The organism is Parashewanella spongiae, from assembly GCF_004358345.1.
In the GTDB taxonomy this organism is placed as follows: Bacteria; Pseudomonadota; Gammaproteobacteria; order Enterobacterales; family Shewanellaceae; genus Parashewanella; species Parashewanella spongiae.
Genome location: NZ_CP037952.1, coordinates 2,941,188 through 2,957,328 on the forward strand (window position 1 = coordinate 2,941,188; position 16,141 = coordinate 2,957,328).

Here is a 16,141-nt window from a genome sequence, read left to right on the forward strand (position 1 = left end):
TTTCCTGATCAGTTTCCCAACTATCCGGCCTTGATGGCTGTGTTTGCTATTCACAGCGACTTCTCATCAATAGCAAGTAAATTTGGGCGTGTCGTTTCTTATGTTGAGCAACACGTGGTTTCTTCTGCTTTATCAAAGCCTCAAGCATTGAACGTTCTTCATTACTCAAACGAACATGGTATTTAACCCTCATCTGAGTTGCTCCTGCTGTGGCGCTGGAACGAAACTTGACCGAACGAGTCCATAGTGACCGAGTGAAGCGAGCCATTGACTGTCAATGACATCTGTCTTTCGACCGGGAACATTCTTGACATGTCTTGCATTAACGACCTGCGTTTTTATGCCAGCAGTAACAAGTGAATGGTAGATGCTTTTCCAGTAAACACCTGTGCTTTCCATTACAGCTAGCTCAATATCATGCTGCTTGAGAAAATGGCATAATTTCAAGCGTTCTTTTTTTAAAGTACCAAAGGATTGAGTGATTTCTTCAATTCCCTGCTCTGTCTCCTTGCGGGTAGTGACCATGACCATCACCTTGTGGACATTCAATCCTGCACAACTTTTTACAATAGGTTCCATAAAATACTACTCCACTGAATTAAAGTGAGTAGCAGAGCCTAGTGGATAGATTGGATTGCCAAGAACTCTAACGAGAACTGGTCATTTTACCGTTCATTCAATGCGTAAAAGCTAAAATAGCGAGAGTACGAGCAACCAGATCCAGATCAGTTTAGGTTCAGTTATGAAAACTAAAAAAATGCGACCACGATTTAAGCTCTGCTAATAGTTAGAATAAAACAGAAAGAATTTTCATGCTGTAGGGTGATAGAAAAATAGTTGTCAAAGTAAACGCATATGACATCTATACCTATCATGAACGAACGTTTAGGTCGTAGATGCCGTGAGGTATGAGTTTACCATGACCATTACTAGGAAAATCATGATCATTAACGGTTGTCGGCTCAGCGGCATCTGTGACTCCATCACGAAAGTAATTACCTAATTGTTCTTTCTTTTTTGTATCGATACTCAGGACGGGGTTCCCCTTATCAAGATAGTCTTGTTTCAGTTGAGCCAGTTTTTCAAACTAAGCGTTACGATCGACATATTGCTTCATCGTTTTGGTTTTCTGAGCCTTACGACGGTGAAAACCCTGCTGACACAATAATCTTGAAACGAGGTTTTTACTGGCGGGTATTCCGTTGGCGTATAGCTTGCGAGATATTTGTCTACGTGATTGGTTTGTCCACCTTAAATCTTGGCGCATAGGATCACCAGCGGTATGGTTTTTTAGAATTGCCTGCAAATTATCATCTAAATCGGGAAAAGTTTATGTCAGCTTTTTTCTACCTCCCCTTTTTTTCTTTGCCCTTTATTGCTCAGCTCTACTTCATCTTCTAACTCATGAATCCCACGACTTATAGTTTTGGGGTCACATTTCAATACCTTGGAAATGTATTCTATACCTCCATGCCCAAGTTTTAAGGCTTTAATGGCAGCATATCGTCTACGATCTCGTTGATTAAGTGATTTGTAAAAACGTAACATTTGATTCTTTACGGTAGAAGAGTAGGTGTTCATGATGTTTCAGAGAAAGCTGGGGGAGAAGGCTTATATTGAACCACCTTACGAGATTAGGTAAACACGGAAGTTATTTTGGAACAGTTCCTAAGCGCTCACAAACTTTGTGTGATATACGGTAGCGGTTCAACTGAGGTTGAGCTGACGATCTCTCTTTGATTTGTTACCTTTAAGCCCTATGTTTTGATCAGTCCTGAAATAAACCTGAAACGCCACGTAGTATTAACATGCTTGCTTCGGATGAATTAATACCAACTTTAAAGTGAGTTCAATCGATCATCTTCACTGTGTTTGGGTGCTAAGGTCTGTTGATCTATCAGGATTAAATTTTGTGCTATTTGATCATTTATCTGTTCAAGGCGTGAGCAGTGATGCTTAGCCATCTAAGTGAGCAGGTCACAACACAGAACAGTGAATGCTCAAAAGCATCGAAGACAACGTAAATTGGTCATTTCTGCTGTGTTATCGTTTTCTTATTTGGAAACGAAGTAACGACAGTTTTGTATGTCGATAATAACCAAACCTCACAAACTCTGCATTGCATGAAATAACCAATTTATCGCTGAAAAAACAATCACGAAAGATCAACAGATCCTAGAACGGCTAAAACCACAAGATGGCTCTTGTGCCACTTAAGATAAGGTTTAAACTGTGAATCCAGAGAGTTGATGAGTTCCATGGCTGTTGGGAGTGTTTTGGTACAACATCCATTATAAAGCACTTTCATCAACTCACTTTTTGTCGTGTACATTGGTCTGAGATACAACGATGAGCTATGAAACGGCTCCCCTGTGCGGTGGATAATTTTTTGTTATACATTTATAGAATGCCTTAAAGCTGAATATTTTTGTATTTATTTTTTTAGTGCGTTATTTATTAGCCTGTTAATTCACTCACTTATTGAGTAATGTGATGGCGACAGTGCGTACTCCTGCTGAGCAACAATCAATATATAGATTCATGCTCAAAAGTCTCCAAGAATACCCAAGCGAAGCCGTATCCTATCTAAACTTTGAGGTTTCAAAGTTTGATGATGATGACGACTTACAACAGGGCTATCAAAGATTAAGCAAAACCGATAGACAAAAGCTGTATGATTTTTTCAACAATAAATCATCGGCGACTCGCTCTAACTCTCACACACGAGAGACTCATTATTGTAAGAAGCCAAGTAATGCTTGCCGACGTTTTGCAACCGAGCACCGCTCCATTACTCCAAAATCGAGCACTCAGTATCCCAAGCAAATACAGCAACCACCTTCCTCCCCTAATTCCTTTTTTACTCAGACCAGTGAGCTTATTCACTCTTGGAAACTTAAACAGAGAAGCAAAAATAAACTGGGTATTGATTTAAATGCATTAATTGGTGGTTGCACTAAACTTTCTCAGCTTATTGAAATCATTCACAGCCTAAAAAACGACAAACAGGTCATGGAAACATCATGGGACATAAGGTTAATCCATAAACTGTTACACAAAGCCGCCGAGTTTTCTGACAGCCATTCATCCAATTTCGACGGCATTTTTAGTGACATAATACGATTTAAATCGTCCTATGAAGCGAAAACATGCACACTATTACTGAAATTAATTAAGTTAAATTTAAATTTTTCAGATGCCAAAAGCTTGGTGCTAGGCAATGCAGCTGAAGCCAGCGTAATGCAGCAATGGGGCATCAAGCCTAATGTTGCCATTTACAGTGCCTTTATCACGGTATGCGCTAAAACTGGCCAGTTTGATAATGCTTGGCAGCTGGTGCGTGGTGATAAGCCCGTGATGGCACCTCATTTGTCATTAAAATCCAATCAGATCACCTGCATGAATTTGCTGACGGCCTGCGCTGAAGCGGGGCGTTATGCCGAAGCTAAATCATTGGTGTTTGGCGATACAGATACAGCCAGCTTAATGCAGCAGTGGGGCATTAAGCCTAATGTTGCCATTTACAATGCCTTTATCACGGTATGCGCTAAAACGGGCCAATTTGATAGTGCTTGGCAACTGGTTTGTGGTGATATGCCCGTGATGGCACCTCATCTACCACTAAAGGCAGATTCAATCACCTGCATGAATTTGCTGGCTGCCTGCGCTGAAGCGGGGCGTTATGCAGAAGCCACATCATTGGTGTTGGGCGATGGCGCTACAGCTAGCTTAATACAACAATGGGGCATCAAGCCTAACGTTGCCATTTACAGCGCCTTTATTACGGTATGCGCTAAAACGGGTCAGTTTGATAGTGCTTGGCAACTGGCGTGTGGTAATAAGCCCGTGATGGCACCTCATCTACCACTAAAGGCAGATTCAATTACCTGCATGAATTTGCTGGCGGCCTGCGCTGAAATGGAACGTTTTACAGAAGCCAAATCATTGGTGTTGGGCGATGGTGCTACAGCCAGCTTAATACAACAATGGGGCATTAAGCCTGATGTTGCCATTTACAGTGCCTTTATCACGGTATGCGCTAAAACGGGCCACTTTGATAATGCTTGGCGACTGGTGTGTGGTGATAAGCCTGTGATGGCACCTCATCTACCACTAAAGGTCAATAAAATCACCTGCCTGAATTTGCTGAGCGCTTGCGCTGAAGCGGGGCGTTATGCCGAAGCAAAATCATTGCTGTTGGGCGATAGTGATGCCGATACTGATACAGCCAGCTTAATGCAACAATGGGGCATCAAGGCTGATGTTGCCATTTACAGCGCCTTTATCACGGTATGCGCTAAAACTGGCCAGTTTGATAGTGCTTGGCAACTGGTGTGTGGTGATAAGCCCGTGATGGCACCTCATTTGCCAATAAAAGCCAATCAAGTCACCTGCACGAATTTGCTGGCTGCCTGCGCTGAAACGGGGCGTTATGCCGAAGCCAAATCATTGGTGTTGGGCGATGACGATGGCAATACAACTACAGCCAGCTTAATAAAACAATGGGGCATTAAGCCTGATGTTGCCATTTATAGCGCTTTTATCACGGTATGCGCTAAAACTGGCCACTTTGACAGTGCTTGGCAACTGGTTTGTGGTGATAAGCCCGTGATGGCACCTCATCTATCATTAAAGGTAGATTCAATCACCTGCACGAATTTGCTGACTGCCTGCGCTGAGACGGGGCGTTATGCCGAAGCCAAATCATTGGTGTTGGGCGATGGCGATACAGCCAGCTTAATGCAACAATGGGGTATCAAGCCTAACGTTGCGACTTACAGCGCCTTTATCATGGTATGCGCTAAAACCTGCCAGTTCGATAGTGCTTGGCAACTGGTGTGTGGTGATAAGCCCGTGATGGCACCTCATTTGTCATTAAAGGCCAATAAAATCACCTGCCTGAATTTGCTGACTGCTTGCGCTAAAATAGAACATTTTATAGAAGCCAAATCATTAGTGTTGGGCGATGGCGATACAGCAACAGCTAGCTTAATGCAACAATGGGGCATCGTGCCAGATGTTGCCATTTACAGCGCCTTTATCACTGTATGCGCTAAAACAGGCCAGTTTGATAGAGCTTGGCAACTGGTGTGTGGTGATAAGCCCGTAATGGCACCGTATTTGCCATTAAAGGCCAATCAAATCACTTGCATGAATTTGCTGACTGCCTGCGCTGAAGCGGGGCGTTATGCAGAAGCCAAATCATTGGTGTTGGGCGATACAGTTACAGCTAGCTTAATGCAACAATGGGGCATCAAGCCTGATGTTGCCATTTACAGCGCCTTTATCACGGTATGCGCTAAAACGAGCCAGTTTGATAGTGCTTGGCAACTGGTGTGTGGTAATAAGCCCGTGATGGCACCTCATCTACCACTAAAGGCAGATTCAATTACCTGCATGAATTTGCTGGCTGCCTGCGCTGAAATGGAACGTTTTACAGAAGCCAAATCATTGGTGTTGGGCGATGGTGCTACAGCCAGCTTAATGCAGCAGTGGGGCATCAAGCCTGATGTTGCCATTTACAGTGCCTTTATCACGGTATGCGCTAAAACTGGCCAGTTTGATAGTGCTTGGAAACTGGTGTGTGGTGATAAGCCCGTGATGGCATCTCATTTGCCATTAATAGCCAATCAAATCACCTGCATGAATTTGCTGACGGCCTGCGCTGAAACGGGGCATTATGCAGAAGCCAAATCATTGGTGTTGGGCGATAGCGATACAGCTACACCCAGCTTAATGCAACAATGGGGCATCAAGCCTAACGTTGCCATTTACAATGCCTTTATCACGGTATGCGCTAAAACGGGCTACTTTGATAGTGCTTGGCAACTGGTGTGTGGTGATAAGCCCGTGATGGCACCTCATTTGTCATTAAAGGCCAATCAAATCACCTGCATAAATTTGCTGACGGCCTGCGCTGAAGCGAGACGTTATGCAGAAGCCAAATCATTGGTGTTGGGTGATGTCGACACAACTACAACCAGCTTAATGCAGCAATGGGGCATCAAGCCTGATGTTGCCATATACAATGCCTTTACTAAAGTATGTATTAATGCAAAGGAATTTGACATTGGAATATGGTATTTAGAAAAAATAATGAACGAATGTAACATGAGTACTACTTCACAAATACATGCTCAGCTTGCGCCGCTTGAAAAAGATAATTTCGCAAGCATGATTGATAAAGGGATAACACAAGGAATATATAAAAAAAATGTTGGCTTAATGAATCATTGTATCGATTTGCATATGGATAAAATCTTCGAAGGACATTCAGGCGATGGTACACATATTCGAGGTGTTCCATTAGCTTTCGCAAAACTATTATTTTGTTACCACAAAAAAAACAATGAACCCAAGATAACATCGATCATAACTGGATACCATGGCAATAATACGTTAAAAAATGGAATGATAAGTTTTCTCGAAGATGAATTTAGACTTGAGTTTAACGAGGATGAATTCAACTCAGGAATGATAGTATTGAACGAGTCTAGCCATTAACTTGATGCTAGCGAGCACACTTTTTAGTATAATCGCATCATAAAATGAACATCATAGAGCAACGACAATATTATAATGATAACTACTTTTTTGTTTTAATATTCTAAACGGTTTGGGGCATAACCTTACCAGCACTTCAATTTAAATTGGATCATCTTTTCTCTCGAGTATGCCAAATTCGAAGGATAAAAAGAACGTCGTCAGTCACTTCATACCGCATTTCATAGCTACTAATGATTAGTCTACGAACGTCACGGTCAGTAAATGAATCAAGTCTCTCTCCAATAAATGGCTGTTGGATGAGCCGATTTGGAGCATCAACCAAAGTTTGTACTGTTTTGGCTGCTGTATTTCGATTAACGTAAGCTAAAAATTCAAATAACCTACTCAAATCGGAGGCTGATTTACTTGTCCATTTGATTTGCATTAACTTGTAACTGATTTGGATTTATCAGTATCTAGACTTTGTGCCCAATCAAGCATTGATTGGTGTTCTATAACATTATTGTTATCAACATCAGCTAGCGCTTCTAATGTTAACTTATGCCTCTCTTCTTCTTGATCAATCCAAGCGGCTAAAGCTTGTTTCATGATCCATGCCTTCGACCGTTCTAATCTATTAGCTAAAAGATCAACCTTCTCAGCTAACGGAACTGGAACATGGGCGGTAATAACTTTAGTGTCCATAATAAAACCTCAAACATAATCTTTATACATCAAAGTTAATCATAGTGAATAATAAATAGCAAATATACCTCTCAAAAAACGAACGTTTTATGAGACTCAAATATTAACAGGGAAAGATCGGAACGAATAACCCTACCCTAAAATATGCATGACGAAAGAAATGAACAATACCAATACCATGTCCATAGATGCCATTTGTGACTCATTATCTATTTCAAAGGCAACTTTTTATCGATATTTATCATTGTAATTCTAGCGATATAAAAAGTTGGGACTTATCGCAGCTATGTGGTCACTCCCCAATTAAATGCTCAACTCAGAGCTATGTATGCGCAAAAAGTACAAACGAAATTGGTGAAAACATAGTTATTACCGACATGCAAAGCTATAGTTATTACATTGCTACGTTGAGATAATTTTGTGAAGTGTTCTTTATAAACCAAAGTGTACGCATACAAGCTCCCGAAGGGCAAGGCTAAAGGTTTCCATTACTGCGTAGCACGTTCTTGAATTATCCCGACTAAAGCACGAAGTGCGTTGAAAGCCAGCTTTGTATGGCGTCCGTAGGGAATATTGTACTTCGAACATGCGCCCTGTACTTAAAACCTTTATCTCTTGATAAGTGAGAGATTAATTACTGTAATTGGTATTAGACTCTTCAAATTCGACCATAAACTTCGTTAGTGCCTGAACACCTTTTACTGGCATGGCGTTATAGATACTTGCTCTCATACCGCCTACAAGACGATGACCTTTCAAGGCGACTAATCCTTTATTTTTAGCCTGCTCTATAAACTCTGTTTCGAGTGTTCCCTTAGTGAGTTTAAACGTAACGTTCATCCAAGATCGGTTCTCTATCGCTACGTCATTAACGTACAGATTAGAGTTGTCGATACAATCATATAAAAGCTCAGCTTTTTTATAATTGTTCTCTTCAATTTGAGCCACACCACCGTTTTGTTTTAACCATTTAAACACTTCAGCAGCGAGGTACCATGCAAATGTGGGAGGTGTGTTATACATGGAGCCTGATTCTACTTGCATCTGATAATTAAAAATTGATGCTTGAGGCAATTTAGGAAGCTTGAGCATATCATTACGTATAATCACAATCGACAACCCTGATGGTCCAATGTTTTTTTGAGCACCAGCATAGATAACCGCATAACGACTGACATCGATTTGTCTGGACAATATATTCGACGACATATCAGCAACAATCGGCCAAGGTGAAGATATATCATCAAAAATTTCGATACCATCAACAGTTTCATTAGGGCAGAAATGTAAATACCTATATTCATCATTCATATTGTTAAAGTCTGGAATCGATATTGATTTTACTACTGGCTCAACTTCATTCTTCGTGACATCAATTGTATCAACGCCTTTTGGACCAACTAACCTAATTGCTTCTTCAGCCGCCGCTTGTGACCACTGCCCAGAAGTTAAATATAACGCTTTGCCATTACTGCCAAGAAAATTATTCACAACAGCAGCAAATTGTGCTCGTCCACCACCATGCATAAATAAAACGTGATAGTTATCCGGAATAGACATTAATTCACGTAAGTCTTGATCAGCTTGCTTTGCCAGTTTCTTAAATTCCGAACTTCTATGGCTAACTTCCATTACTGAAGTGCCTAAACCATCCCAGTTCAGTAGCTCTTTTTGAGCTTTCTTCATGACCTGAGCAGGTAGCATGGCAGGTCCTGCACAAAAGTTATAAACGTCTGTCACTGTAGAACTCCCAAAATAAGGTAAAAAAAGAGCGCCATTAGGCGCTCAATATTAATAGCAAAATTTATTCGTCACCAGTAGCTTCAGTTGATGCTTCATCAGAAACAGCTTGATCATCTGAAAAAGCACTCTGCTCATCTGTAATTTCAGAGCCTTGATTTTCTTCAAATTCGTCATCAGCACACTGAATCTCATCAATTCTTTGTAAACCGACAACACTCTCGCCTTCAGCAGTTCGAATAATAGTGACACCCTGAGTGTTACGTCCGATTGTAGAAACACCTGTTGCAGGTGTGCGTACAAGCGTACCTTTATCACTGATCAGCATGATTTCATCATTTTCACCAACTTGAACAGCACCAACAACTTCACCATTCCGTTCGCTGACTTTAATAGAAACCACACCTTTCGTTGCACGACTCTTAGCTGGGTACTCACTTAACTCTGTTCGCTTACCATAACCATTTGCTGTAACCGTTAAAATTGCACCATCTTCTTTTGGAACAATAAGAGAAACAACTTTTTGGCCATCTTCTAGTCTAATACCACGAACGCCAGTTGCCGTTCTTCCCATCGGGCGAAGAGAAAGAACTTCTTCACCGGTTTCTGGATCAATTTTAACTGCGCCGGTTGCAGCGTCACGAGCTTTCTCACCGAAGCGTACAACTTTACCTTCATTAGAGAACAACATGATCTCGTCATCACCATTTGTGATATCGACACCAATCAATTGATCTTCATCTTTTAAGTTAACCGCAATAATGCCGTTTGCTCTAGGATTACTGTATGCTTTTAACGGTGTTTTCTTAACCGTACCGTGCGATGTTGCCATGATAATGAATTTATCATCCGAATATTCACGTACAGGCAGAATCGCGGTAATACGTTCACCCTCTGAAAGTGGCAACAAGTTAACGATTGGGCGACCACGAGCTGTGCGGCTTGCTAGTGGTAATTGATATACTTTTAACCAATACATCTTACCAAAATCAGAGAAACACAAAATCGTATCATGAGTATTTGCAACCAGCAATTTTTCTACAAAGTCTTCATCTTTGACTTTCGTAGCGGCTTTGCCTTTACCGCCTCGACGCTGTGCTTGATAATCACTCAATACTTGATACTTGGCATAACCAAGGTGAGACAAAGTCACAACCACATCTTCTTCAGTGATCAAGTCTTCTAGACTCATATCAATTTCATTAGCATTAATTTCAGTTCGGCGCTCATCACCGAAATCAGTCATCACTAATTCAAGTTCTTCTTTAATCACTTCCATTAAGCGCGCAGGACTATTAAGAATGTGAAGCAATGCGGCAATAACTTCTAATAACTCTTCGTATTCACTCAAGATCTTTTCGTGTTCAAGACCCGTCAAGCGATGTAAACGAAGTTCCAGAATGGCTTGTGCTTGTTGTTCTGTTAAATAGTACTTATCGCCACGAATACCATATTCTGGATCTAACCACTCTGGGCGAGCCGCATCATCACCTGCTTTTTCAAGCATTCCTTTTACATTACCTAATGACCAACCTTCAGCAATTAGTTTTACTTTTGCTTCGGCAGGTGTCGGTGACGCTTTAATTAAAGCAATAATTGGATCGATGTTGGCAAGTGCGATAGCGAGTGATTCAAGGATATGAGCACGTTCGCGTGCTTTACGTAACTCATAAACTGTACGGCGGGTAACCACTTCACGACGATGAAGAACAAAGCATTCAAGCATTTCTTTAAGGTTGAAAAGTTTAGGTTGACCATTAGTCAACGCAACCATATTTATACCGAAAGAGCTTTGCATTTGGGTTTGAGCATATAAGTTGTTTAAAACAACCTCGCCTACTTCACCACGCTTAATTTCAATAACGATTCGCATGCCTTCTTTATCAGACTCATCACGAAGCGCACTGATGCCTTCTATCTTTTTCTCTTTAACAAGGTCAGCAATTTTCTCGATCAAACGAGCTTTATTCACTTGATACGGGATCTCAGTAACAATAATGCTTTCTTTATTATTTTTGTCCGTTTCAATAGTCGCTCTAGCTCGCATAACGGCACGACCACGACCCGTCTTGTACGCATCAATAATTCCTTTACGACCATTAATGAATGCAGCCGTTGGGAAATCAGGAGCCGGAATGTACTCCATTAACTCATCAATAGTGATTTCTGGATTATTAATTAAAGCTAAACAACCTTGAACAACTTCACTTAAATTATGAGGAGGAATATTGGTTGCCATACCAACCGCGATACCTGACGAACCATTAACAAGTAATGTAGGTATTTTCGTTGGCAATACAGCAGGAATAAATTCAGTGCCATCGTAGTTTGGTACAAAGTCTACTGTTTCTTTGTCAAGATCGGCCAATAATTGATGAGCTAACTTTTCCATTCGGATTTCGGTATAACGCATTGCAGCTGCTGCGTCTCCATCTACCGAACCAAAGTTACCTTGACCATCAACTAGCGTATAACGCATTGAGAAAGGCTGAGCCATACGTACGATTGTGTCATAAACCGCAGAATCACCATGAGGGTGATACTTACCTATCACGTCACCGACAATACGAGCAGACTTTTTATAAGGCTTATTAAAGTCATTCTTTAACTCGTTCATTGCAAAAAGAACACGACGATGTACAGGCTTTAAGCCATCACGTACATCAGGCAGTGCTCTGCCCACGATAACGCTCATTGCGTAATCCAGGTATGAATTTTTCAATTCATCCTCAATATTTATCGGTGAAATTGATGATGCCAGATCAGTCATAAACCGCTCGCTCTCCTGATGGTTTGCTGACGACACAAAATCCGTGTCATTGTCGAGCTGAAAAAACGTAATTTAACATTCTAACACAGTTATTTAATGCCGCCAGACCTAACAATCGATCTATCTGTTATTGTCTAATACATTTATTAATATAATCACAGAAAACCGAGAGTTAGCTGCAAAACACAGTATGTTTAAATGCTTGATATTTGTTCAATGAATAGTTAATTAATCCCCAAAATAAACATTTGAATTCAAAATCTTTGATTTTAGTTGCTCTTATGTTTATTTCGTTACCCATTAACAGTAATTTTAAGTATATAATCTTGCCAAGATTTACAAACTCTTTAATACAGGTACTTGCATGAATCCCAGTCCAAATGTTGATCAACAAGAAATCGCTAAGTTTGAAAGTATGGCTGCCACTTGGTGGGATCTTAATGGTGACTTCAAGCCTTTGCATTTAATGAACCCTTTACGGTTAAATTATATCGACGAAAAATCAAACGGCATTTTTGGAAAAAAAGTATTGGATATTGGCTGCGGTGGCGGAATACTTTCAGAAAGTATGGCCAAGATTGGAGCCACAGTTCGTGGGTTAGATATGGGAACAGAGCCTCTTGAAGTTGCTAAACTCCATGCATTAGAAAGCCAAGTTGATCTTGATTACATTCAAACAACAGCAGAAGAACATGCCATTAAACATAAAGAACACTACGATGTCATTACTTGTATGGAGATGCTTGAACACGTACCTGAGCCAGCGTCAGTGATTCAAGCTTGTTTCGACATGGCAAAGCCTGGTGGTTATGTTTTCTTTTCGACCATTAATAGAAACATTAAGTCATACATACAAGCCATAATCGGAGCCGAACACATTTTAAAAATGCTACCTGTAGGTACACATGAACATTCAAAATTTATAAAGCCGTCTGAATTAATTAGACTTGCTGAGCAATCAGAATTAGTTTGTTTCGATGCACTTGGTATTACCTATAATCCCATTAGCCAACTTTTTAGATACACTGATAGTCTTGATGTTAATTATATGATTGCAACTCAGAAACCTTTATGAAGAATCCCAATCCGATAAAAGGCGTTTTGTTTGATTTAGATGGCACCTTGGCCGATACTGCTGTTGATCTTATCGAATCTTTAGATGCCAGTTTACGTGATTTTGGTTATGAACCTTGTGATCCCAGTATTGCAAGGTTTGCAGCATCTCACGGCAGTTTATATATGGTTCAAACGGCTTTACCTGATATAGCCGAGTTTGAACAAAAGCAAATTCAAAACAAGTTACTTGAATATTATCACTTAGTAAATGGTGAAAATGGTGGACTTTTTGAAGGTATCTTTGAGTTACTCTGTCGATTAACTCAATTAAATATTCCGTTTGGTGTGGTCACCAACAAGCCAGCTCGATTTAGTCGACCACTTATCGCTAAATTGGGCTTGTTATCCGACATAGGTTGCATTATCTCAGGTGACTCTACACTTTTTTCAAAACCTCACAATCCGCCAATGCTTCTCGCTGCACAACAGATTAATTGCCTGCCTAGAAATATTTTATATGTTGGAGACGCACAAAGGGATATCGAAGCTGCCAGTAACTCACAAATGCAATCTGTGGCCGCACTCTGGGGTTATATTTCTCCAACTGATAAATACGAATCATGGGGCGCAGATTATTTGTTCGAAATCCCTTCCGATTTACTACAATTGTTTAAAAAATAAAACTGAGTGTTTAACATTTTATTAACGGCATTTTTAGAATTTTTTTATTGTGTGATTTTGATTCAAACTTCCACTGACCTTTTTAGAATTTACCCTCTCGGGTTAGCTTTTACTAACCCGACATTTTACCCTCAAGTTATCCACAGCTTGCCCAATTAAAACCTTCTTGCAAATCACCTCAAACCTCACTATCTTGTATCTAACAAATTAATAAACACTATATCTTGTGTAGTTAACACAATCTCACACACAAATTTGTGTCTAATACATAGCGCAAAATTAGTCAACACCTTGACTCGCCAGTGGTTGGAAAGATTGATTTTTTACATAGACAGATCAGTAGTATTCACTGATAGATATACGAACCAAGGCCTCTCATAAATGAACAGTAATTTGACAGTAACTAAACGTAGTGGTGAACGAGAAACAATCAATCTCGATAAGATCCATCGCGTAATTACATGGGCAGCTGAAGGGCTGAACAATGTCTCGGTTTCAGAAGTTGAACTTCGTTCTCACCTGCAATTTTTTGATGGTATTCCAACAGAAGCCATCCACGAAACAATCATTAAAGCAGCTGCAGATTTAATCTCTCCTGAATCACCTGATTACCAGTTTCTCGCAGCACGTTTAGCCGTTTTTCACCTTCGCAAAAAAGCCTTCGGTCAGTTTGAACCGCCAAAGTTGTATAAACATGTTCAAAAACTGGTTGAATTAGGCAAGTATGATAACCATATTCTTGAAGATTACACTCAAGAAGAAATCGACATAATGGACAGCTATGTCGATCATTGGAGAGATATGAATTTTTCCTATGCTGCCGTTAAACAGCTTGAAGGTAAATACTTGGTTCAAAACAGGGTAACAAACGAAGTGTATGAAAGCGCCCAGTTTTTATATATTCTTGTTGCAGCTTGCTTGTTCTCACGCTATCCCAAAGATACTCGACTTGACTACATCAAACGCTTTTATGACGCGGTTTCAAGCTTTAAAATTTCGTTGCCAACCCCAATAATGGCTGGTGTTAGAACCCCTACTCGTCAATTCAGTTCATGTGTATTAATTGAGTGTGATGATAGCTTAGACTCTATCAATGCCACTTCTTCTTCAATTGTAAAGTATGTCAGCCAAAGAGCTGGTATCGGTATCAATGCGGGACGAATTCGTGCTTTAGGTAGTCCTATTCGTGGTGGTGAAGCATTCCATACTGGTTGTATTCCGTTTTATAAGCATTTCCAAACGGCCGTAAAATCTTGTTCACAAGGTGGCGTTCGTGGTGGTGCAGCTACTTTGTTCTACCCAATTTGGCACCTTGAGGTTGAATCGCTTCTTGTCCTCAAGAATAACCGTGGTGTTGAAGATAACCGTATTCGTCATCTAGACTACGGTGTACAAATTAATAAGTTGATGTATCAGCGTTTAATTAAAAAGCAAAATATCAGCTTATTCAGTCCTTCGGATGTTCCAGGCCTTTATGATGCTTTCTTTGAAGATCAAGCCAAATTTGAGCGTTTGTATATTCAATATGAAAATGACAGCAATATTCGTCGTCAAACAATTCGAGCCAGCGAGCTGTTCTCTCTTTTGATGCAAGAACGTGCATCAACTGGGCGCATTTACGTTCAAAACGTTGACCACTGTAATACTCATAGTCCATTCGATTCTAAAGTTGCGCCGATTAGACAATCGAATTTGTGTCTTGAAATTGCGCTGCCAACCAAGCCAATGAGTAACATTGATGACGAAAATGGTGAGATTGCTTTATGCACGCTATCAGCACTTAACCTTGGTGCAATTGATGATTTGTCTGAATTAGAAGAATTATCAAATCTTGCCGTCCGTGCGCTTGACAATTTATTGGATTATCAAGACTACCCTATCAAGGCGGCCGAACAAGCTTCAATGAACCGTCGAACATTGGGTATTGGCGTAATCAACTTCGCGAATTATCTTGCCAAAAATGGATTAAAATATTCGGATGGTAGTGCCAACGATTTAACCCATAAAACATTTGAAGCCATTCAATTCCATTTATTGAAAGCTTCTATGAACCTTGCAAAAGAATATGGCGCTTGTCCGCTATTCAGTGAAACAACCTACTCCCAAGGTATTTTGCCTATAGACACTTACAAACGCGATCTTGATAAAGTGACTCAAGAGCCACTGCATTTAGACTGGGAAACATTACGAGAAGAAATTAAGACTTATGGACTCCGTAATTCTACATTATCAGCTTTAATGCCTTCTGAAACCTCGTCTCAGATTTCGAATGCAACGAATGGTATTGAGCCGCCACGTGGTTTAATCAGCATTAAAGCAAGTAAAGACGGTCAGTTAAAGCAAGTTGTACCTGACTTTAAGTTATTAAAAAGCAAATATGAATTGTTATGGCAAATGCCAAATAATGAAGGTTACTTGCAACTAGTTGGTATCATGCAAAAATTTGTTGATCAAGCCATTTCAGCAAACACCAATTATGATCCTGCAAAATATGAAGGCCGCAAAGTACCAATGCAAGCCTTACTTAAAGATTTATTGACCGCCTACAAATTAGGTGTCAAAACTTTGTATTATCATAATACTCGTGACGGTGCGACAGACAGTCACGATGACATCACCAGCATAGAAGAAGAGGATGACGGATGTGCTGGCGGCGCATGTAAGATATAATTCTTCAGCTCGTAGAAGACATATATTTTACAA

At 40.3% G+C, this 16,141-nt stretch carries 12 protein-coding genes and 1 pseudogene; 5 read left to right on the forward strand and 8 right to left on the reverse strand.

Annotated features, from left to right (window positions below):
* Positions 1-46: 46 nt before the first annotated feature.
* The 4 genes and pseudogenes from E2I05_RS22045 to E2I05_RS11495 all read right to left on the reverse strand — a co-directional run bounded on the left by E2I05_RS22045 (position 47) and on the right by E2I05_RS11495 (position 1,581).
* Positions 47-193 carry a hypothetical protein gene (locus tag E2I05_RS22045; RefSeq protein WP_170179632.1) on the reverse strand — a complete coding sequence of 49 codons (147 nt, stop codon included), beginning with the start codon at positions 191-193 and terminating at the stop codon, positions 47-49.
* Positions 190-525, reverse strand: coding sequence for an IS110 family transposase (locus E2I05_RS11480; protein ID WP_425325186.1), 336 nt, complete (start codon positions 523-525; stop codon positions 190-192). Before E2I05_RS11480 ends, E2I05_RS22045 begins: the two co-directional genes overlap by 4 nt.
* A 346-nt stretch (positions 526-871) precedes the next feature.
* Positions 872-1,306: pseudogene (locus E2I05_RS22555) on the reverse strand (ISAzo13-like element transposase-related protein).
* Between the two features lie 29 nt (positions 1,307-1,335).
* Positions 1,336-1,581 (reverse strand): helix-turn-helix domain-containing protein, encoded by a 246-nt coding sequence (locus E2I05_RS11495; protein WP_133309646.1) that lies wholly within the window; start codon positions 1,579-1,581, stop codon positions 1,336-1,338.
* 912 nt (positions 1,582-2,493) lie between these two features.
* Here E2I05_RS11495 and E2I05_RS11500 point away from each other — a divergent pair.
* Entirely contained in the window at positions 2,494-6,504 is a 4,011-nt protein-coding gene (locus E2I05_RS11500; RefSeq protein ID WP_133309647.1) for a pentatricopeptide repeat-containing protein, read from the forward strand.
* Between the two features lie 151 nt (positions 6,505-6,655).
* Here the strand turns inward: E2I05_RS11500 and E2I05_RS11505 are convergent, their stop codons facing one another.
* Both E2I05_RS11505 and E2I05_RS11510 read right to left on the reverse strand, forming a co-directional pair.
* Positions 6,656-6,931, reverse strand: a complete 276-nt coding sequence (locus E2I05_RS11505; protein WP_121854404.1) for a type II toxin-antitoxin system RelE/ParE family toxin — start codon at positions 6,929-6,931, stop codon at positions 6,656-6,658.
* Positions 6,931-7,191, reverse strand: coding sequence for a CopG family ribbon-helix-helix protein (locus E2I05_RS11510; RefSeq protein WP_121854405.1), 261 nt, complete (start codon positions 7,189-7,191; stop codon positions 6,931-6,933). Before E2I05_RS11510 ends, E2I05_RS11505 begins: the two co-directional genes overlap by 1 nt.
* Positions 7,192-7,351: 160 nt before the next feature.
* On the opposite strand from E2I05_RS11510, the gene E2I05_RS23020 reads away from it, so the two are divergent.
* A complete protein-coding gene (locus E2I05_RS23020) occupies positions 7,352-7,441 on the forward strand; it encodes a helix-turn-helix domain-containing protein (protein WP_165905534.1) in 90 nt (29 codons plus the stop codon).
* Between the two features lie 380 nt (positions 7,442-7,821).
* On the opposite strand, the gene serC is transcribed toward E2I05_RS23020, so the two are convergent.
* The gene (serC, locus tag E2I05_RS11520; RefSeq protein WP_121854407.1) at positions 7,822-8,931 is read right to left on the reverse strand and encodes a 3-phosphoserine/phosphohydroxythreonine transaminase; all 1,110 of its coding nucleotides are present in this window, start codon (positions 8,929-8,931) and stop codon (positions 7,822-7,824) included.
* 64 nt (positions 8,932-8,995) lie between these two features.
* Positions 8,996-11,701 carry a DNA gyrase subunit A gene (gene gyrA, locus E2I05_RS11525; RefSeq protein ID WP_121854408.1) on the reverse strand — a complete coding sequence of 902 codons (2,706 nt, stop codon included), beginning with the start codon at positions 11,699-11,701 and terminating at the stop codon, positions 8,996-8,998.
* A 364-nt stretch (positions 11,702-12,065) separates the two neighbouring features.
* Between gyrA and ubiG the strand changes: the two genes are divergently transcribed.
* From ubiG to nrdA, 3 genes are all read left to right on the forward strand, one after another.
* Positions 12,066-12,776: a bifunctional 2-polyprenyl-6-hydroxyphenol methylase/3-demethylubiquinol 3-O-methyltransferase UbiG gene (gene ubiG / locus E2I05_RS11530; RefSeq protein WP_121854409.1), complete on the forward strand. Its 711-nt coding sequence runs from the start codon at positions 12,066-12,068 to the stop codon at positions 12,774-12,776.
* Positions 12,773-13,438 (forward strand): HAD family hydrolase, encoded by a 666-nt coding sequence (locus tag E2I05_RS11535; protein WP_121854410.1) that lies wholly within the window; start codon positions 12,773-12,775, stop codon positions 13,436-13,438. Before ubiG ends, E2I05_RS11535 begins: the two co-directional genes overlap by 4 nt.
* A 381-nt stretch (positions 13,439-13,819) precedes the next feature.
* Entirely contained in the window at positions 13,820-16,108 is a 2,289-nt protein-coding gene (nrdA, locus tag E2I05_RS11540; RefSeq protein WP_121854411.1) for a class 1a ribonucleoside-diphosphate reductase subunit alpha, read from the forward strand.
* The last annotated feature ends 33 nt before the right edge of the window (positions 16,109-16,141 follow it).

Coding starts and splice junctions, on each gene's coding strand:
- E2I05_RS23020 (WP_165905534.1), top strand. CDS start 7,352: ATGAACAATACCAATACCATGTCCATAGATGCCATTTGTGACTCATTA.
- ubiG (WP_121854409.1), top strand. CDS start 12,066: ATGAATCCCAGTCCAAATGTTGATCAACAAGAAATCGCTAAGTTTGAA.
- E2I05_RS11535 (WP_121854410.1), top strand. CDS start 12,773: ATGAAGAATCCCAATCCGATAAAAGGCGTTTTGTTTGATTTAGATGGC.
- E2I05_RS11500 (WP_133309647.1), top strand. CDS start 2,494: ATGGCGACAGTGCGTACTCCTGCTGAGCAACAATCAATATATAGATTC.
- E2I05_RS11505 (WP_121854404.1), bottom strand. CDS start 6,931: ATGCAAATCAAATGGACAAGTAAATCAGCCTCCGATTTGAGTAGGTTA.
- gyrA (WP_121854408.1), bottom strand. CDS start 11,701: ATGACTGATCTGGCATCATCAATTTCACCGATAAATATTGAGGATGAA.
- E2I05_RS11495 (WP_133309646.1), bottom strand. CDS start 1,581: ATGAACACCTACTCTTCTACCGTAAAGAATCAAATGTTACGTTTTTAC.
- E2I05_RS22045 (WP_170179632.1), bottom strand. CDS start 193: ATGAGGGTTAAATACCATGTTCGTTTGAGTAATGAAGAACGTTCAATG.
- E2I05_RS11510 (WP_121854405.1), bottom strand. CDS start 7,191: ATGGACACTAAAGTTATTACCGCCCATGTTCCAGTTCCGTTAGCTGAG.
- nrdA (WP_121854411.1), top strand. CDS start 13,820: ATGAACAGTAATTTGACAGTAACTAAACGTAGTGGTGAACGAGAAACA.
- E2I05_RS11480 (WP_425325186.1), bottom strand. CDS start 525: ATGGTCACTACCCGCAAGGAGACAGAGCAGGGAATTGAAGAAATCACT.